The 18,174-nt window shown below is 34.8% G+C and carries 16 protein-coding genes; 12 read left to right on the top strand and 4 right to left on the bottom strand.

Features of this window, described 5'->3' with window-relative positions; translation table 11 throughout:
• Positions 1-339: 339 nt before the first annotated feature.
• Positions 340-642 carry a Dabb family protein gene (locus DWB61_RS08380; RefSeq protein WP_125030449.1) on the bottom strand — a complete coding sequence of 101 codons (303 nt, stop codon included), beginning with the start codon at positions 640-642 and terminating at the stop codon, positions 340-342.
• A 314-nt stretch (positions 643-956) separates the two neighbouring features.
• Between DWB61_RS08380 and DWB61_RS08375 the strand changes: the two genes are divergently transcribed.
• Positions 957-2,993 (top strand): M3 family metallopeptidase, encoded by a 2,037-nt coding sequence (locus tag DWB61_RS08375; RefSeq protein WP_125030448.1) that lies wholly within the window; start codon positions 957-959, stop codon positions 2,991-2,993.
• Between the two features lie 374 nt (positions 2,994-3,367).
• Positions 3,368-4,282: a YitT family protein gene (locus DWB61_RS08370; RefSeq protein ID WP_125030447.1), complete on the top strand. Its 915-nt coding sequence runs from the start codon at positions 3,368-3,370 to the stop codon at positions 4,280-4,282.
• 64 nt (positions 4,283-4,346) lie between these two features.
• Here the strand turns inward: DWB61_RS08370 and trpB are convergent, their stop codons facing one another.
• Entirely contained in the window at positions 4,347-5,567 is a 1,221-nt protein-coding gene (gene trpB / locus DWB61_RS08365) for a tryptophan synthase subunit beta (RefSeq protein WP_125030446.1), read from the bottom strand.
• Between the two features lie 366 nt (positions 5,568-5,933).
• On the opposite strand from trpB, the gene DWB61_RS08360 reads away from it, so the two are divergent.
• The 3 genes from DWB61_RS08360 (at position 5,934) to DWB61_RS08350 (ending at position 7,803) form a co-directional block, all read left to right on the top strand.
• On the top strand, positions 5,934-6,359 hold the full coding sequence (locus DWB61_RS08360) for a GNAT family N-acetyltransferase (RefSeq protein ID WP_125030445.1): 426 nt from the start codon (positions 5,934-5,936) through the stop codon (positions 6,357-6,359).
• A gap of 186 nt (positions 6,360-6,545) precedes the next feature.
• Positions 6,546-7,235, top strand: a complete 690-nt coding sequence (locus tag DWB61_RS08355; protein ID WP_125030444.1) for a spondin domain-containing protein — start codon at positions 6,546-6,548, stop codon at positions 7,233-7,235.
• 175 nt (positions 7,236-7,410) lie between these two features.
• A complete protein-coding gene (locus DWB61_RS08350) occupies positions 7,411-7,803 on the top strand; it encodes a DUF302 domain-containing protein (RefSeq protein WP_125030443.1) in 393 nt (130 codons plus the stop codon).
• A 54-nt stretch (positions 7,804-7,857) separates the two neighbouring features.
• Here DWB61_RS08350 and DWB61_RS08345 read toward each other — a convergent pair whose 3' ends face one another.
• Positions 7,858-8,481: a YqaA family protein gene (locus DWB61_RS08345; RefSeq protein WP_125030442.1), complete on the bottom strand. Its 624-nt coding sequence runs from the start codon at positions 8,479-8,481 to the stop codon at positions 7,858-7,860.
• 743 nt (positions 8,482-9,224) lie between these two features.
• Between DWB61_RS08345 and DWB61_RS08340 the strand changes: the two genes are divergently transcribed.
• From DWB61_RS08340 to nhaA, 5 genes are all read left to right on the top strand, one after another.
• Positions 9,225-10,052, top strand: a complete 828-nt coding sequence (locus DWB61_RS08340) for an adenine nucleotide alpha hydrolase family protein (protein WP_125030441.1) — start codon at positions 9,225-9,227, stop codon at positions 10,050-10,052.
• 19 nt (positions 10,053-10,071) lie between these two features.
• A complete protein-coding gene (locus DWB61_RS08335; protein ID WP_125030440.1) occupies positions 10,072-11,010 on the top strand; it encodes a universal stress protein in 939 nt (312 codons plus the stop codon).
• A gap of 222 nt (positions 11,011-11,232) precedes the next feature.
• Positions 11,233-12,483 carry a sensor histidine kinase gene (locus tag DWB61_RS08330; RefSeq protein ID WP_125030439.1) on the top strand — a complete coding sequence of 417 codons (1,251 nt, stop codon included), beginning with the start codon at positions 11,233-11,235 and terminating at the stop codon, positions 12,481-12,483.
• Between the two features lie 23 nt (positions 12,484-12,506).
• Positions 12,507-13,160, top strand: a complete 654-nt coding sequence (locus DWB61_RS08325) for a response regulator transcription factor (RefSeq protein ID WP_125030438.1) — start codon at positions 12,507-12,509, stop codon at positions 13,158-13,160.
• 232 nt (positions 13,161-13,392) lie between these two features.
• On the top strand, positions 13,393-14,724 hold the full coding sequence (gene nhaA, locus DWB61_RS08320; protein ID WP_125030437.1) for a Na+/H+ antiporter NhaA: 1,332 nt from the start codon (positions 13,393-13,395) through the stop codon (positions 14,722-14,724).
• Between the two features lie 99 nt (positions 14,725-14,823).
• On the opposite strand, the gene DWB61_RS08315 is transcribed toward nhaA, so the two are convergent.
• Complete coding sequence (locus DWB61_RS08315) at positions 14,824-16,947, bottom strand: tetratricopeptide repeat protein (protein ID WP_125030436.1); 2,124 nt, start codon at positions 16,945-16,947, stop codon at positions 14,824-14,826.
• Between the two features lie 255 nt (positions 16,948-17,202).
• On the opposite strand from DWB61_RS08315, the gene DWB61_RS08310 reads away from it, so the two are divergent.
• Together DWB61_RS08310 and DWB61_RS08305 are read left to right on the top strand one after the other, a co-directional pair.
• On the top strand, positions 17,203-17,592 hold the full coding sequence (locus DWB61_RS08310; RefSeq protein WP_125030435.1) for a DoxX family protein: 390 nt from the start codon (positions 17,203-17,205) through the stop codon (positions 17,590-17,592).
• A 3-nt stretch (positions 17,593-17,595) separates the two neighbouring features.
• On the top strand, positions 17,596-18,174 hold the full coding sequence (locus DWB61_RS08305; RefSeq protein WP_125030434.1) for a TetR/AcrR family transcriptional regulator: 579 nt from the start codon (positions 17,596-17,598) through the stop codon (positions 18,172-18,174).

Genomic DNA, 18,174 nt, shown 5'->3' with positions numbered 1-18,174 from the left:
GGTACAATACATGTAGAAGGCATTCTTCTTTAAATTATCTTTCGCCTTTAGAATACGGAAGGCTATTAAATAATCAAAAGAGAGCGGCATGACTTAACTTATTGTCCACATTTTTGTTGCAAGTCCAAGGGAATGCGAAAGTAGACCAAGGGAATGCGTAAAACGTCTAAGGGAATACTGAAAAGAAGCATTTTTTTGTAGAAAAGGGCTAGAGTCCTTTATTATAATCCCATAAAATATAGGGTTTTATCGTTTTTACTTAAATGAAAAGCGCCCAATATTGCTTAATATTAGGCGCTTTTGTGTTTTTATTGTTTAATGAATGACATAGACCGATGCTTAAAAGGAATAATCAATCACTTTCCTATCCACCATCATTTCCCTTACAACTGATGCGGCTTTAAGATGTTCAGGATGGTTTGCATAAGCTGGTAGGCAATCTATATTTTCAAGAACCACATTAACAACGAAATCGAAGGATGCTTCAGACTGTAGCTCGTCAAATCCAATTTGCAGGAACTTGATTTCGGGAACTTTTTTATCAAGTCCATCAAAGGCTTTTCTGAGTCTTTCGTAATACATTTCCTTTTCTGCTTCTGACTCAAAAGCCTTAAACTTAAACAGGGCGATATGCTTAATCATTGTCGTGTTTTTTATAAATGAGTAATTCTTCCGCCTAATATAGGCGTTTTTAAGGAATTAGTCGGTCATATTATGACTATAGACAAGCTGAAATTTTTATTTTATGTCTATATTTTGAGAGATTTCTATCTTATCAAATCCCAATCAAATTGGCAATTGAAATGGAATAGGTGAATAAAGGTTAAATAAGTGAGATAGAAATTGTCTAGTCTACTTTATGGTCAGGAAGAATTAGATAATTCCTATATTTGTTATTCTTTGAGAATTGGATTTTATAGCTTATTCTCAATACTCATCCAAAAAAAAATAAAATTATGACTAAGAATATAAACCCTTTGTTGTGTAAGTTTAGCACAGTACATCATACCGCACCATTTAGTGAAATTAAAATGGAGCATTATATGCCCGCTTTTCTTGAGGGTATCAAAATTGCCAGAGAGGAAGTTGACCAAATTGCCAATAATACAGAAGCTGCTAGTTTTGAGAATACAATTGAGGCTATGGACTTTGTAGGTGAGCTCTTGGATCAGGTATCATCTGTCTTTTTTAACTTGAATCATGCGGATACCAGTGACGAGATGCAAGCTTTGGCTCGCGAGGTTTCGCCTTTATTAAGCGAATTCTCTAATGATATTGTAATGAACGAGCCACTTTTTGCAAGAGTGAAGGCTGTTTATAACAATAAGGAAGCTCTGGGTTTGAATGAAGAGCAAAGCATGCTTTTGGATAAACGTTATAAATCATTTATTCGTTCGGGTGCTAATTTGGTTGGAGAGAAGAAAGCCAGAATTCGTGAAATATCGAAAGAACTTTCTCAATTAACGCTTCAGTTTGGCGAGAATGTATTGGCCGCAACCAACAATTTCGAACTAAATATTACTGATGAGAAAGAATTGGCAGGTTTACCTGAAGGCGTAATGGAGGCGGCTGCTTCTACTGCTAAATCTAAGGATAAACAAGGTTGGGTATTTACACTTCAGTTCCCAAGTTATGTGCCTTTTATGCAATATGCCGACAATCGAGAACTGCGCGAAAAGATGTTTAAGGTTTATTCTTCTCGATGTTTTAATGATAAGTTTGATAATCAGGAAATCATCAAGAAAATTGTTGACCTGCGTTTAGAAAAAGTGCAGTTGTTTGATTATCCAAACTATGCTCAATTCGTATTAGAGGAGCGTATGGCTGAGAATCCTGATAAAGTTATCGGTTTCCTTAATGAATTGCTTGAAGCGTCGATGCCTAAAGCCAAAGAAGAATTCGATGAGCTGCAGGTTTATGCAAAAAGCATAGGTGCTGACTTCAAATTACAACGTTGGGATTGGGCTTACTATGCTGAGAAGTTGAAGACCGAGAAATACCAGGTGAATGATGAGTTAACACGTCCTTATTTTGAATTGGAGCGTGTGAAGCAAGGTATTTTCGATTTGGCGACAGATTTATACGGGTTGACTTTTAAGTTGAATACGGAGATTGATAAGTATCATGAGGAAGTTGATGTTTACGAAGTGTTAGATAAAAAAGGAGATTTTCTTTCGGTTTTTTATGCCGATTTTCACCCCCGCGATAGCAAACAAGGTGGAGCTTGGATGACATCTTACAGTGAGCAGTTTCTTCAAAATGGACAAGATCACCGCCCGCACATCTCTATTGTGTGTAATTTTACTCGTCCAACAGAAACAAAGCCGTCCTTGTTGAGTTTTGGTGAGGTGACAACTTTCTTGCACGAATTTGGACACGCTTTGCATGGCATGCTTTCTCGATGTTCTTATCCTAGCTTGTCAGGAACCAGTGTTTATCGCGATTTTGTAGAACTACCTTCTCAGTTTATGGAGAATTATGCTTTTGAGAAGCAATGGCTTGATAAGGTTGCTGAGCATTATAAAACGGGAGAAAAGATCCCTGCTGATCTGGTTCAGAAAATTATCGATAGTGGAAATTTCCATTCGGGTTATGCTTTTGTTCGCCAGATTAGTTTTGGTTTGAATGATATGGCTTGGCATTCTATTGAAAAATCAATCGACGGGACTGTTTCAGAATTTGAAGCAGAAGCTATGCAGGCTACTGAGCTTTTCCCTAGATTAGAAACCTCATGTATGAGCCCAGCTTTCTCGCATATATTTGCTGGTGGTTATGCTGCAGGCTATTATGGCTACAAGTGGGCTGAGGTTTTAGATGCAGATGCTTTTGCTGCTTTTCAAGAGAAAGGTATTTACAATGCTGATATTGCTGATTCATTTAGAATGAATGTGCTTGAAAGAGGAGGTAGTGAACACCCTATGATTCTTTATAAACGCTTTCGCGGACAGGAGCCATCCATTGCACCATTATTGAAGCGTAGTGGCTTGAATTAGGCTTATATTACCAATGATATTCGACCTCAGTTTTACAACTGAGGTCTTTTTTTTTGCTTATTTATCAGAAGCCACCATTTTTACTGTAAAGAAGGGAGTTTTTACCACTTGCAGGAATGCTGTAAACTCACTATACATGAGCATGTATGAGACTAATTTTACGACGAATTAAAATTTTCATTATTACAATAGTTTAAACGTGATAAAATGCTGTTTCTCGACATGTAATTTTCTTTGTTAAAGCCATTGTTATTGTGCTTAAGCCGATTAATTTTGTCGCCGATTTTAAACATATCTAAACTTTTCGATACTATTCAAAAGATTAACAGTCTAGAGGACAAGTCGAATCGTTTAAATACTAAACAACACATAGAATGGCTTTTATTACTAAAGAAAAATTTTTGTCAAACGAATGGCTTGCTGCCTATACTTACCTTATTCTAGGGAGTATTATTTTCGCTGTTTCTGACATTTTATTTGTGGTTCCATACAAATTAGCGCCAGGTGGCGTTTATGGTATCGCTACAGTTCTAAACACAATGTTTAGCTGGAAAATTAGTTATTGTACCTTCGCTATGGAGATTCCATTGGTTATTTTAGGTACAATCATTCTTGGTCCTCGATTTGGGATTAAGACAATCGTAAGTATTGCAACAATTCTGATTACTGTTTGGATAATGGAAACTTTCGTTTCTGTTGGTTATCCTAAGGTTATTCTTGATCCAATGTTGAACACCATTGTTGCCGGTGTATTCTATGGTATTTCTATCGGTTTAATCTTTAAGTCGCGTGCGACTTCAGGTGGTTCTGATATCATTGCTATGATTTTAGCAAAGTATACCAAGTTATCTCTGGGTAAATTGGTAATGATTGTTGATGGTATTATTGTATTGTTCACACTTATTCAACCTACTGAATCGGGTACTATTGGATGGGAATTTGCAATCTATTCATTAATTATTATCTATATCGAAGGTAAGATTATCGATATGGTTGTAAGTGGTGCTAGTTATCACAAAACGGTTATGATTGTTTCTGATGAATATGAGTCTATCGCTGCTAAAATTAAGAATGAATTGATGCGTGGAGCGACTATCTTTACTGGAACTGGAGCATACTCAGGACAAGAAAGAAAAATGGTTTACTCGGTAATGAGCCGTAGAGAACTTGAAATTCTTAAGCTACATATTAAAGAAGTTGATCCTGAAGCTTTCGTAAATGTTACTGAAGCAAACGAAATTATCGGTAAAGGATTTCAATCTTTGAATGATGAAGAAGCGGGTCACTAGACTCTTATATAGTATCAGAAAATGGCGACCACACTGGTCGCCATTTTTGTTTCATAAAAGTGACTTAAGCTTCTCTGTCTTCAGGTAAACCATAAGTATCAACCACAAAATCCAGATCTTTATCGCCTCGTCCGCTCAAGTTCACAAGAATCGATTGTTTAGGATTGGCTTTAGCTAATTTAATGGCATAAGCAATGGCATGTGCCGACTCAAGTGCTGGAATAATACCCTCTAAGCGGCTTAGTTCGAAAAAAGCATCAATACATTCATTGTCATCGATGTGATGATATTCAGCTCTTTCCAGATCTTTAAGCATAGAGTGCTCAGGACCTACACCCGGATAATCTAATCCACTCGCAACAGAATAAACTGGTGCTGGCTCTCCAGTTTTATCCTGAAGCATATAACATTTGAAACCATGAATAACACCAGGACTTCCAAGAGTTAAAGTTGCAGCATGTTCACCCTCTTTATCAATTCCACGACCAGCTGGTTCAACGCCGTGAAGCTTAATATCTTTATCATCTAAAAAGGCAGAAAAGATACCCATGGCATTACTACCACCACCCACACAGGCAACAATATTGTCTGGTAATTCGCCAGTCATTTCCTGATATTGATCACGGGCTTCGATACCAACAACACGTTGAAATTCACGAACCATCATGGGGAAGGGGTGCGGTCCAACAACTGATCCAATACAGTAAATGGTGTTGATGGGATCTTTTAAGTAAGCCTGAAAAGCGGAATCAACAGCTTCTTTCAAGGTTTTTAAACCGTGTGTAACAGGTACAACGGTAGCACCAAGTATCTTCATGCGCATCACATTGGGATGCTCCTTAGCAATATCAACTTCGCCCATGTGAATTTCACACTCTAAACCAAAGTATGCTGCTGCTGTGGCTAAAGCAACACCATGCTGACCTGCTCCAGTTTCAGCAATAAGTTTCTTTTTGCCCATATACTTGGCAAGTAAAGCTTCGCCCATGCAGTGGTTTAATTTATGGGCTCCTGAGTGATTTAAGTCTTCACGCTTTAGGTAAATACGTCCACCATATTTCTCAGATAAACGATTACAGTAATAGACCGGAGTTGGACGTCCTTGAAAGTGTTTACGAATACTTCTTAATTCTGAAATAAACTCATGAGATTTACTGATTGAGTAATAAGCCTCATTAATACGTTTCATTTCTTCTTCCAGAGTTGGAGGTATAAAGCTTCCGCCATACTCGCCGAAATAACCTTCTTCGTTAGGGTACTTTTTAAAATAGTCTTTAAATGTCATGGTTTTTTGGTTTTATAGTTAGAATTTTACGATTTAGTGCAAAAAAAAAAGACCTGCGAGAAGCAGGTCTTTTAGTATATGAATTATGTGCATATGGCTATCCCTTCTCGATAATGATTATTGAGAAGTTCCACCAAAAATTATTTTGTGTCATATTTGTTTTCATGCTGCAATGTTATTGTAAATTTTCCTTTAAAACAAATTTCGTTTCAAAATAAATGAAACAGAAATTGACTCTTTGCTCTATGATTCGTAACTTATACGGCTATGATTTTTAAATCAAACAACGTGTTTAAATTGCTGAATGTGAGCATGTCAGTCTTCTAGTTGTTGTTAGGTTTTGAGATTGAAAAACGGAAAGAAAAAATGATACGAAAATATATAGAAAGTGATATTGATGAAATTTTAGAGGTTTGGTATCAAGCTTCCAGAATGGCTCATCCTTTTTTAGATGCCGATTTTATGGGTATGGAGAAGAGGAATATTCGCGATGTTTATATTCCTAATACTTCGACCTGGGTGTATATAAATGAGGGGCTTATTTTGGGTTTTATCTCGATGATGGGAAATGAGGTGGGAGCTATTTTTGTTCGTCCGGATTATCATGGAAAGGGTATTGGTAGACAATTAATGGACTTTGTTTCTGATTTTCACGATATAATGGAAGTTGAAGTTTTTGAAAGAAATGTGGTTGGTAGAGCCTTTTACGATAGGTATGGTTTTGAATTACTTGAAGAGCTTGTACATAAGGAAACGAATAATAGATTACTTCGTTTGAGGTTCAAAAAATAAGCCATCTAAATTGTCATCTCAGCTTTTAAAAGCTGAGGTTTTTTTTTCTGGTTGATGTTAAGTAGACATGATATGAGTCGAATTTGTAAGGAAATATGCTTATTTTTATTTATCAAAGAGAGGTTAATACTGTTTGTTGATATACTTACTATGAAATAAGCTAGTTGGAAATTATAAATAAGAATTATGAGAAAATTTAGATTATCCTTATACCTGTTAGTTGGTTTGGTATTCGTGAGCTGTAGTAAAAGTGATGGACCTATTGAGACCGGAATTGAAGGAGTTGCGACTTATACAGTTACTTTTACGATGCATTGGAATAATACTGATTTTCCTACAGATTATCCTTCAAATGCTCATTTTTCGCCTTTAATTGGTTGGTCTCATCCAACAACGAGTACCTTCTTTAAAGTTGAAACATCTGTATCTGCAGGAATTCAAGAGATGGCTGAAACGGGTGGTACTGAAACCTTAAAAACTGAATTAGAAGCTAAAATTGCTAATAATGAAGGATTAGATTTTGTACTTGGAAGCGGTTTAGGAAGTGGAACAGGGGAGATTACTGTTGAAATAGAAGTTGATGCCATTAATTCAGCCGTTACATTAGTATCAATGGTTGCGCCTAGCCCTGATTGGTATGTTGCGGTTCTCAATGTTAACTTATACAATGGTAGTAATTTTGTTGATACTAAAACCGTAACAGCAGCTGTTTACGATGCAGGAACTGATAGTGGAACAACATTTACATCTGAAAATGTTGAAACTGATCCCAAAGCATCAATATCATTATTTGTAGACAGTCCTCTTGGGGACGGAACAAATTTATCAGCAGATTTTGCCACAGTAACGTTTACTAAAAAAGTTAATGCTGAATAATTGATTAGTGAAGACTGTATTATTTATAAATATAGATCCCAGATATAAATGTCTGGGATTTTTTTTGATGGAAAAATATTTGTTAAATTGAGGAGAGTAAAGTCATGGGTAATTATATAGTATTCAGCGACTAATTTCATTAAAATGTATTTAGGATAATCTTAGAAATCAAATTATGAGCTACTATTTTAATAAGGTCTTAAAAACGAAAAGCTTTGATGAAGCAATTGAGCAAGCAACTGAAGAGCTGAAGAAAGAAGGTTTTGGTATTTTAACACAAATTGATGTTAAAGCAACTCTGAAAATGAAAATTGATGCAGACTTTAAAAAATATGTGATTTTGGGTGCCTGCAACCCACATTATGCCTATAAAGCCTTGCAACGAGAAGATAAAATAGGCGTTTTTCTACCTTGTAATGTTATTGTTGAGGAACACGATAATGGTGATATCGAAGTATCTGTAGTTGATCCTATTGCATCAATGGCCAAAGTCGAGAATGATAGTTTAGGAGAGATTGCTGTTGAGATTCAAAATAAACTGAAAATTGTAATTGGTAATCTTAATTAAGATTGTAATCTTTTAAAAGACAAATCCCAGCCAATAGGCTGGGATCTGTTTTTGTTAGCTCATTAATGAAAAGATAGCAAGAGCGTATAAATAGAAACGTAAGAACCTAAAAAGGCCATACATTAAATATCTTTTGAAGCTAAAACTAATGATTCCTGATGCGATGCTAACCATGGAAAATGGAATAGGCAGTAGGGCTCCCACAATGATAAGAAAACCACCCCATTTTCGGATATTGATAATATGCTTTGCCATTTTGGACTCAAGGTAATGACTAACCTTAGGTATGGATAGTATGCCTCGGCCAATGAAATAAGACACACAACCTCCTAAATAGGAAAGTAAAGCCAATAAGGAAAGATTTAAAAATGGCGTCGGTAAGGTTTTAACCCATGCAATAAAAAGTTCTGGTGGAATTAAGCCGAGTAATGATTCTGACGTGAAAAACAGAGAAAAAATACTTATGGCAGAATAGTTTTCTGTAATATATGCAAAGAAGGAATTAAAGTCGATGACAAATCGATCAATTAAAATAAGCCCACCTATAATTAAAATAAATGGTAGAATCGATTTCTTAATATTATCCCAGATAAAGTTATAAAATCCAGTATAGGAATAGTATTGATGTATCAGTTGAAGCTTAGATTTTCGATTTTTTGGTGCTAATTGTGATCTCATTATTTTCTCTATTCTTATGGTGATAAAATGAAGAGCAGATCCTGAGAAAAGGATGTGCTGTTGCTAGTCTAATCTTAGGCGCACATAGGCTTATGTATTGGTTACTGACCAATAGATAGTTATGTAGACTATTGATGAAATAGTATAATTCTCGAAGCAGTTGCTTAAGAAGAACACTAATACGCCGTTGATTATTAAAATTGAGGGGGGGGTAAAAGAATCGAGTCAGCTAGACTATGGGATAGAGCTGAAACTTTATACGAGAATTGATTCGGCAACTTAAAGTGCTTAAAAAACTTAAGAAAAGAACAGATAAACTGACTATCAGGTTCCTCATAATCGTTTTCGAACTTAGATTCTTCAAGATCAGAAATAGGGGTGCTAAGTTGAGCTTTTTGTTGTGTTCCTAATACCATTTTTTGGATTGTAGGGACTATAACAACTAGTAAAATAAGTAGTATAAAACGGATGCTAAAGTTTTTCATTTTTTTTTCTGATAATGTAAATGTATATAAAAAAAGGAGGGGGAGTACCGCTTATTATCTTCCAACCAATTTTTATAATCATTAAATTGATTTATTCGAGAGATGAAACTCTGATAATAAGGATGTTAATACTGACTCTTGTGATTGTTAAATTATTATAATAGGATAAAATGTAGGGTTTTCCCCCATCAGGTTTAGGACCTACCCTGTTTCCTGCATTTAATAGACCTCATACATTTGTCCAATAAAAATTGAGACATGCAAACAAAGGAAATAGGCACATCTATAAAGGGAAAATCGAATATTTTGATTTTAGCAGATTATTCAGAAGGGAATAGGGCAGCCATTCATTTTGCCATGCGATACCTTTATCGTCCAGGCTCATTGATTCATATTATTCAAACCTGGCAAAAACCCAATTTTGGGTCTTCTATGGTGCGTGATTTATCACCTATGCTTGAAGGAATAGCCAATAGTGAGTTGGACAGTTTAAAATCACATTTACAAAATCGCTATTCAATGCCTGATGATCAAATTCGCTTAATACCCTTTGAAGGTGATTTATGTGCCTACTTTAAAACAGAGTCGTATCAATCTAAAGAGTGGCAGGTTGTAATGGGATCTAGGAATTATGAAAGCCTTTTTCCCAATAAGATTAGAATGAATGAACTTATAAATCAGGTGTCTCAAGATTTATTTGTTTTGGTAGGGCTTGAAGATAATAATGCGATATCAGAAATCTTCATACTTGCTGATGCCCTGGAGACTACTTCATCAAATTTATCTGTATTGAAGAAAATAGCCATTAGTGAAAATCCAAATATCAAGGTTTGTTTATCTCGCCTATTTGAATCAGCTGAAGAGAGAAAGAATAGGGTGCTACCCTTGATTGAAAATTGTAAGGGAGCAAGGGTAACATTCGCCCAGATTGAAAAAGGAGAAGGACAAAAAGAAATTCATGAGTTCGCACAAAAAGGAAGGAGTCAGCTGATTATGTTTGAGAAGAATCCGCAACGAAAATTTCAGAATGGGATTAAGGCATGTTTGGATTCTTGGTTGTTGAAAAGTAAAGGTATTCGTGTTTAAAAATATTAGGTAGATTGATATGAAAGATATTAAACTTGAACGTGTTCTTGTACCCGTTAGTCTTAGTGGAGATGGTGAAGATGCTTTGAAGCAAGCTGTTTTTTTCAAGAAGAAAATGAATTCTAAAATTACACTTATTCATGTGACGCCTGCTGCATCAAATTTAAAGAGTTTGGTACAATCAGAACTTAATAAGAGGTTGCAGGCGAGAGCAATGATTAGATTGATTCGATTTGCAAAACTTCAGTTTAAGGGAAGGATTCCTGAATATGTAGATCTGCGTGTTGAAATTGGACAGCATGTTTCCACAATTATTGAAGTGGCTAATAGTGAGAGTTATAATTTAGTTATTATTCGTAAAAATGAAAGAATAGAAGGCTTAGTCGGGAAGTTGAAAACACATAGTGCCGACAAGTTTGTTCAATATATTAAATGCCCAGTATTGTCGGTTAAAGATCGATGGACATATAGAGGTGTTCGTAATATATTAGTTCCAGTTGATATCAGACAGCAGTCGAGAGATTTATTAAACTGGTCTATTTATCTAGGGAAGAAATTAAATGCGCATATCACATTAATTTCAGTTTTGAATGTGAACATTGAGGTAGAAAAGAGTTTAGCTTATAGAAAGGCAAAATTACTAGAACGTTCAATCAGAAACGAAGGGATTTCTTGTGAGGTGAAAATATTTGAAAACACAGGTGAAGACAAGATTGAAACGGTTTTACAATACGTTAAGCAAGAGAAAGCGGATCTGGTTTTAGCACAAGGAGCACAAGATGTATTATTTGGTGATTCGCAGTCTGAGAACTTTATTTCAAGATTATTACATGATTCTATAAAACCGGTATTAAGATTAGATAATGGTAAAGCAGTTTATTTAAAAGGCTTATTAGGCGTTCAAGTACCAATTAGTATAAAAATTGAAGAATCAATTTCGGAAGAAGTAGTGATCTAAAGAGATAATAACAAGCATGAAAGGTCAATTAATCGTACACTACATAAGCTTATATTAGGGGGCAAATTGTTGTAGTAAGCGTTTGGGAGAGTTTCTTTAACTTGGGGTAGGAAGCTTTCCCTTTTTGACCTGAAAATGTTATTTAAATATGTTTAGAGCTCGTTATTAATTGTAAATTTGTTTAGCCTCGTGTGAATAAAGCATATTTAAGACCTTTAATTTATGATTACAAAAAAGAGTTTTCTTATCAAGCAAAAAGTTATTTCAGTTTTACTACTATTTAGTGTTTTTGCTTTTGGTGGGATTATTTATACTTTCCGAACCAGTTCAATAATCGATTCAAGAAATATCAAACTCATTGAGTATTCTGAGAAAGTAGAAGTTGAAGTGTTCAATGGTAGAATCGAAATGGACAACTTTCTCATGCAAAGGGATAGCCTGTCATTTAATGGGATTTCAAAGAGCTTTAATGAGGCTGACTCATATTTAAATCGATTAGAGAGTATTCTATCTGAAAATAAAAATGCCGCTCCCGAAAGTAATGAGCAATTTGAACTGAAATTATCTGAAACTAAGGCTTCTATTGCGCATTTGGACCAGTTGATTAAGTCTGGAAATTATCTCAAGAAACAAAGTTTGGATAGTACAATGTTACGATCCTATCTGAACTTTAATCGAATTTTTACGGAATACGAAAAAGCTCTACAGAATTATATCAATGAAAGTAATTCCAGACTTAAAAAAGAGATTTTCTTTCTACTTGTAGCTATCTTTTTTATACTTCTTGTGAGTTTGACTTTGATCGCCAGATTGATGGACTCACTTATAAAAGCAGATCGTCAAATTCTCAGCAATACAATGGATGTTGAGCAAAGCGAAAGAAGAAGAATTGCTATGGATTTACACGATGGTTTAGGTGCGATTCTGTCGAGTGTAGGCATGTATAGTAAGATTTTGGAGAAAGAATTTTTAGAGAATAGGCCCGCTGCTGAAAAGTTGAAGCATATAACAAATCTCTCAAATCAGGCTTTACAGGCTGTTGGTGAGGTTATCAATAACTTGAATCCTTCTATTTTAAATCGTTATAATATTGTTGAATCTCTCGACCGATTATGTGCGAAGATTAACAGTATAAGTGAGATGAAATTAGAATTTGATAGCAGTAAATATAGTGGGGAAATGACTAAGAGTACTGAAGTCATGCTTTATCGAATCTCGGGAGAATTAATGAATAATAGTTTGAAACATGCCAGTGCTGATAAGGCAAGTATTCACTTGTCCCGACAAAAAGGTCGTATCATTCTCTCTTATCAAGATAATGGAATTGGTTTTGATATGAGTAAGTTAGCTATGCATGGAAATGATAAGATGGGGCTTTCTAATATTGTTGAGAGAGTCGAATCTATAGGTGGACATTGTGAGCTAAAGACATCGCCAGGAGAGGGCTTTGTAATGAACATCGAGTTTAATTAAAGGAACGAATAAATTGCTAGAAGATGGAAAAGATAAAGATAGTTTTAGTTGACGATCATAAGATTTTTAGAGATGGTTTTCGTCTTTTGTTGCAGAGTTTTCCCTATGTAGAAATTATTGGTGAGGCTTCAAATGGACAGGAATTTCTTGATCTCCTTGAATCGAAAGTTCCTGAGATTGTCTTTATGGATATTAATATGCCACATGTTGATGGTGTAGAGGCTAGCAGACGAGCTGTTGAGCAATTTCCGGATATCAAAATTATTGCACTTACTACTTTTCTCGATGAGGACTATCTAGAGAAGATGCTTATGGCTGGTGTTGAGGCATATATGTTGAAGAATTCTGAATTGGATGAGTTTGAAAAGGCCATTATGAAAGTGCATAATGGGGGTAACTATTTTTCCGACGAGATCGTTAGTTTATTATCGGATAAGTTAAATCGTTTTAGAAAGCGTAAAAAGGAACAAGCTACGCTACCTGTATTTACTGAAAGAGAAAAGGAAATAATTGATCTTATTTGTAAGGGGTACGGAAATAAGGAGATTGCTGAGAAAACTTTTTTAAGTCCTAAAACCGTTGAAAAGCATAAGAGTAACCTCTTTCAAAAAACCCATACTTTCAATACCGTAAATTTGGTGATTTATGCTTTTAAAAATCAAATTGTAAACTTCTAGATTTATCATTATATTTAAACTTAAAGAAAACGAAGACGTTTTAATCCGACTTTTTTTTTGTTTGAAATTCCCATCAAAGTAGGGAATTCCCCCTTTTCAAAACTTGTAGAGCCTACTATTTTTGCAGCATACAGAATGGAATGAATCGACCTTCATTCCGAAGACCTGACTTGGTTATTTTACTATGTCAGGTCTGTATAATTAACGCAGACATATACTAAAAGAATATAGAATGATACAATTTATTAAGAGAAAACGACTACTGGAACGCATAAAAGACCCCTTAGTAGAATTTGTAAGGTTAGAAGCATTTGGTGGGATTGTTCTTATGGTATTTACCCTACTGGCATTGGGAATTGCAAATTCGACAATGGGAGAGGAATTCCTGGCACATTGGGAAAAATACGTTGGCTTGCATTTCGGAGATTGGGAATTGAGTAAGACCCTAATCCATTGGATTAATGATGGTTTAATGGCTATCTTTTTCTTTGTGGTTGGCCTAGAGATCAAAAGAGAAATGCTTACAGGAGGTTTATCCTCATTTAAAAATGCGACTCTACCTATCTTCGCTGCTATAGGTGGTATGCTGGTTCCAGCTTTAATCTATGTGTATTTTAATCAAACAGGTGCTGGAACACATGGATGGGGAGTGCCAATGGCAACTGATATTGCCTTCGCTTTGGGTATACTGATTCTACTTGGAAATAAAATACCTGTTTCCTTAAAACTTCTGCTCACCTCTATTGCCATTGTGGACGATATTGGTGCTGTTATTGTGATTGCTCTTTTTTATACCTCAGAGATTGATTGGATGTATCTGATTTATGGAGGTGGTATTTATGCTTTGCTTTGGTGTCTAAATCTTATTAAAGTAAGGAGTATACCTGTCTATTTGTTTTTAGGATTACTCCTTTGGTATGTCATGTTAAAATCAGGTGTACATGCTACTCTGGCAGGTATACTTTTAGCTTTAACTATTCCTGCTCGTGCCAATAGTGAGGTCTTTGAATTCATTAAGTCTGGCACATCGCTGTTGACTCAAATGGGGAACGTTTCTGCAGAATCATCAATTGCTGAGAAGGATAAACACACGCAGTCATCAGTTGAAGCGATTGAGGAAAACTGTAAGGAGGTTATTTCTCCATTGCAACGATTAGAGCATGCTTTACATCCTTGGGTAGCCTATCTTATTGTGCCTCTTTTTGCATTTTCTAATGCAGGTATTATTATAGACAATCAATTATTAGGGCAGGTATTCGAGCCTATATCTTTAGGTATTATTTTGGGGCTATTCATAGGGAAACCCTTAGGTATCTATCTTTTTGCACTGGCAGGTGTGCGTTTGGGTTTTGCACAAAAACCTATTGATGTCTGTTGGGCACAGATTATTGGAATTGGTTTCCTTGGAGGAATCGGTTTTACCATGTCTTTCTTTGTGTCACAATTGGCTTTTACTGATCCTGCTGTTTTAAGTTTGGCGAAGATTGCTGTGCTGATTGCATCTGTGCTTTCTGGCTTGATAGGATTCTTAATTCTAAAATTCTATAGTCAGGAACCTAAATAATTAATTTTAGATCAAGTTTAGTTTTTCAAGTTTAGTTTGTGGGTCGGGACGAAAGTTCCGACCTTTTTTTTTAGTTTGTAGTTGATTAGGTTGTATTGTTTAAACCTGCATGTTATTTAGTGAGAATTTAAAAGTAGAGCCCATTTTTTCAGTGCTTTCTACCCAAATCTGTCCTTTATTTTTCTGTATAAACTCATGACATAAAATGAGGCCTAATCCTGTTCCTTTTTCTTTATTAGTCCCAAGGGTCGTATAGCCTTGATCTATTTTGAAAAGTTGATCTATTTGTTCCTGACTCATTCCTATACCATGGTCTGAAATAGAGACTATCGTTTTGGAACCTTTATTTTCTGTTGATATGTTGATGATTCCTCCTTCATGCGAGAATTTAATAGCATTATTGATCAAGTTTAGAATGACTGTTTTAATTGAGAATCGATCAATAGATACAATGGGTTCTTCAGTTTCGGAATATTCAATAGAAATATGCTTGAGTTTTGCTGTAGCCTGATGAGGAAGAATGCATTCATTTATTAATGTTGAGATGTTTTCTTCTTTTCTTTGGATAACAATACTTCCTTGTTGAATCATAGACCATGTTAATAAATTGTCAAGCAGGCCATAGGCATTTTCCGAAGCTTTATTTAAATCTGTTATATAATCTTTTCGAACTTCATCACTTAAATTATCATAAGATGACTGTAGCAGACTACTTAAGCCAATTAAAGCATTAAAAGGGGATCTTAAATCATGAGCAATAATTGAAAAGAATTTGTCTTTTGTTTTATTGAGAATCTCTAACTCCGATTTTTGATCCTGAATAATCTGATGTGATTTTTTCTTTAATCGAGCTCTATTTAGTAGGATTAAAATTAGAATAATGACGATGAAAGTAAGTAGTATTAGATAATTGTTGTTTTGATTTTGTTTTTCGATTTGTAGCTTATTTAGAGCAATATCTTTTCGGAGAGATTCATTTTCAATTAACTTTTGTTTGGTTTCAAATTTAGTCTGCAACTCAGATATCTGTTGTTGGCGTGTGATATCGAAAATGCTATCTTTTATGTTTAGTTCTTTTTCTTTGTATTCAAGTGCTTTTTTGAACTGTTCCCTGTTTGTATAGTACAAACTATAGGTTTGATACAAATCAGCTTTGTTATAGTTTATATTGAATTTATTCGTGAGCTCTAAAGCTTCATCAAGATGGTATTTTGCCTGAATGAATTTTTTTTGCGAAATATCAAGTCTTGCTATGAGTAATAAATTAACAATAAGTTGATTTATTGATTTATTGTTTCGGTTTAGTTGGATAGCACTTTGTAAATGTTTTGATGCCAGTTCGCTGTTGTTCAAAAAGAAATGTGATTGTCCTAAGTTGGTATAAACTTGAGCAATTAGCAAACTGTTATTAATTTTAAGATATGCAGGTAGCGCTTTTTCAAAATATTCAAGTGCTTTTTCATGTTTTGCCATGCGGCTATAGCAAGATCCCATATTATTCAGGGCTGATGCATAGGCAAGTGTAATACTCGAAGTATCTGACTGAGCGATTACCTTTTCAAAATATTCAATGGCTTTGTCAAGTTCTTCGTTGTATAAAAAAGTTGTTCCAATATTTAATGAGAGGTTAATGAGTTTATCGTAGAGCTTTAGACTATCAGCCAATTGATATGCCGATGTGAATTTTTCAAGAGCCTCTTTATATTGACCTTGGTTGAGATGATTAGCGGCAATGGTATTAAGGCACTGCAATTGGATTTTTAGTTCCTTACTAAGAAGAGCTTCTTTATAGGCAGCATTTAATACATTTATTGAACTATCAGATTGTCCGGTGGCATAAAGAATATAGCCTTTGAAAAAATGAGATGAAATATTCTCTTTCTTTAGATGTTTCGATTCTGAAATATCCAATGCTTTTTTATTGTAGGTGATGGCATCATTAAGTCTTCCTGTATTTGTTGCAGCATATGATAAAAAGTTAAGAACATTAACCCGGATACTATCAATTTGATATTTTTCAGCCAGAGAATCCGCTTTTTTTGAATAGGATTTGAGCAGATAGGCATCTTTATAGAAAACTTCTTTGGCTAATAAGAAATAGATATAAGCTTTCTCTTTTTCTTCGGATTGGTTTAGATCCTGTTTGAGACTATCAATTTTGCTTTGCCCAAAGCTAAATTGGGATAGCAAAATGATTAGAATAAATGTTGGGAGATATCTCATTGGGCGTTTTGTGTAAGTTCAGACTTTTTATATAGCTCGGTCAAAATAGTGAAAAATGTCATATTTATTGACATTGTGGTATAGAATTCAATAGTTTAGATAGATTATATGCCTCGTTAACTGAAAGTACATATTTTATTTTAATAAATGAACGTTCATTTACTTATAGGATAATTTTATATCTTTGTACTATGATTTGAATCATTAGATTGATTTGAGCTGATGGAATATTAAGAATTAATTAAAAACAGAATAATGAGTCTGACGAGTAAAATATGGGTAGGTGTTAGAATTTTATTTACTCTTTTTATGATTATGGGAGGGGTGCAACATTTTCTAAAGCCAGATTTTTATTTACCCTTTATACCCGGCTTTTTACCTTTCCCAATGACAATTATTTATGTGTCGGGATTTGTTGAGATTGCTTTAGGTTTGCTTCTTTTATTTAAGAAGTATTCAAAAATTGCGGCTGTCGGTATTTTTTTACTGATGCTACTTTTTTTACCCGTTCATGTTTGGGATATCATCACTGATACGCCAGCTATTGGGTCCCATAAAGCAGCCTTAATTCGATTAGCATTTCAATTTTTATTTCTAGCAATAGCCTGGAAAATTAAGCAAGTCTCATCTCTTATAAGTCAATAAATTATGGCAACACGAGTGAAAAGTCCAGATAAACGCAAAGCCTTATTAAAAGCGACTCTTAGTTTGGTCAACAATCATGGTTTTCATGCGGCACCGATGTCTAAAATTGCCAAGTTGGCTATGGTGTCTCCTGCAACTATATACATCTATTTTGAGAATAAGCAAGACCTGATCAATCAGTTATATCTTGAAGTGAAGGCTGACTTTAGTGAACAAGCCTTTCATAATTATACCGAAGGCTTACCAGTAAAAAAGGGTTTTGAGATCATTTGGTATAATATGGCAAGCTATAAAATTAATCAGCCTGAAGAATCTAACTTCTTATCTCAATGTGATAATACACCTATGATTGATGAGAAAAGCAGGGAAGAAGGCTTAAAGAATATCGAACCCTTATTAAATCTTTGGGAGAGGGGAAAGAGCGAAGGGATAATCAAAGACATTTGTCCTTATATTCTTTATGCATTCACCATTTATCCTCTGGCATTTTTAATGACATCGCATCAAAGAGGTGATTTTGAATTAAAAGATGATCTTAAGACCATTGCCTTTCAGGCGGCTTGGGATAGTATTAGAATTTAA

This window comes from Ancylomarina euxina (genome assembly GCF_003863355.1).
In the GTDB taxonomy this organism is placed as follows: Bacteria; Bacteroidota; Bacteroidia; order Bacteroidales; family Marinifilaceae; genus Ancylomarina; species Ancylomarina euxinus.
Note: the sequence above shows the minus strand (reverse complement) of the source record. Positions and strands in the feature narration are given on the sequence as shown.

Coding starts and splice junctions, on each gene's coding strand:
- DWB61_RS08355 (WP_125030444.1), top strand. CDS start 6,546: ATGAGAAAATTTAGATTATCCTTATACCTGTTAGTTGGTTTGGTATTC.
- DWB61_RS08345 (WP_125030442.1), bottom strand. CDS start 8,481: ATGAGATCACAATTAGCACCAAAAAATCGAAAATCTAAGCTTCAACTG.
- DWB61_RS08335 (WP_125030440.1), top strand. CDS start 10,072: ATGAAAGATATTAAACTTGAACGTGTTCTTGTACCCGTTAGTCTTAGT.
- DWB61_RS08360 (WP_125030445.1), top strand. CDS start 5,934: ATGATACGAAAATATATAGAAAGTGATATTGATGAAATTTTAGAGGTT.
- DWB61_RS08380 (WP_125030449.1), bottom strand. CDS start 642: ATGATTAAGCATATCGCCCTGTTTAAGTTTAAGGCTTTTGAGTCAGAA.
- DWB61_RS08315 (WP_125030436.1), bottom strand. CDS start 16,947: ATGAGATATCTCCCAACATTTATTCTAATCATTTTGCTATCCCAATTT.
- DWB61_RS08340 (WP_125030441.1), top strand. CDS start 9,225: ATGCAAACAAAGGAAATAGGCACATCTATAAAGGGAAAATCGAATATT.
- trpB (WP_125030446.1), bottom strand. CDS start 5,567: ATGACATTTAAAGACTATTTTAAAAAGTACCCTAACGAAGAAGGTTAT.
- DWB61_RS08305 (WP_125030434.1), top strand. CDS start 17,596: ATGGCAACACGAGTGAAAAGTCCAGATAAACGCAAAGCCTTATTAAAA.
- DWB61_RS08325 (WP_125030438.1), top strand. CDS start 12,507: ATGGAAAAGATAAAGATAGTTTTAGTTGACGATCATAAGATTTTTAGA.
- DWB61_RS08310 (WP_125030435.1), top strand. CDS start 17,203: ATGAGTCTGACGAGTAAAATATGGGTAGGTGTTAGAATTTTATTTACT.
- DWB61_RS08375 (WP_125030448.1), top strand. CDS start 957: ATGACTAAGAATATAAACCCTTTGTTGTGTAAGTTTAGCACAGTACAT.
- DWB61_RS08330 (WP_125030439.1), top strand. CDS start 11,233: ATGATTACAAAAAAGAGTTTTCTTATCAAGCAAAAAGTTATTTCAGTT.
- DWB61_RS08370 (WP_125030447.1), top strand. CDS start 3,368: ATGGCTTTTATTACTAAAGAAAAATTTTTGTCAAACGAATGGCTTGCT.
- nhaA (WP_125030437.1), top strand. CDS start 13,393: ATGATACAATTTATTAAGAGAAAACGACTACTGGAACGCATAAAAGAC.
- DWB61_RS08350 (WP_125030443.1), top strand. CDS start 7,411: ATGAGCTACTATTTTAATAAGGTCTTAAAAACGAAAAGCTTTGATGAA.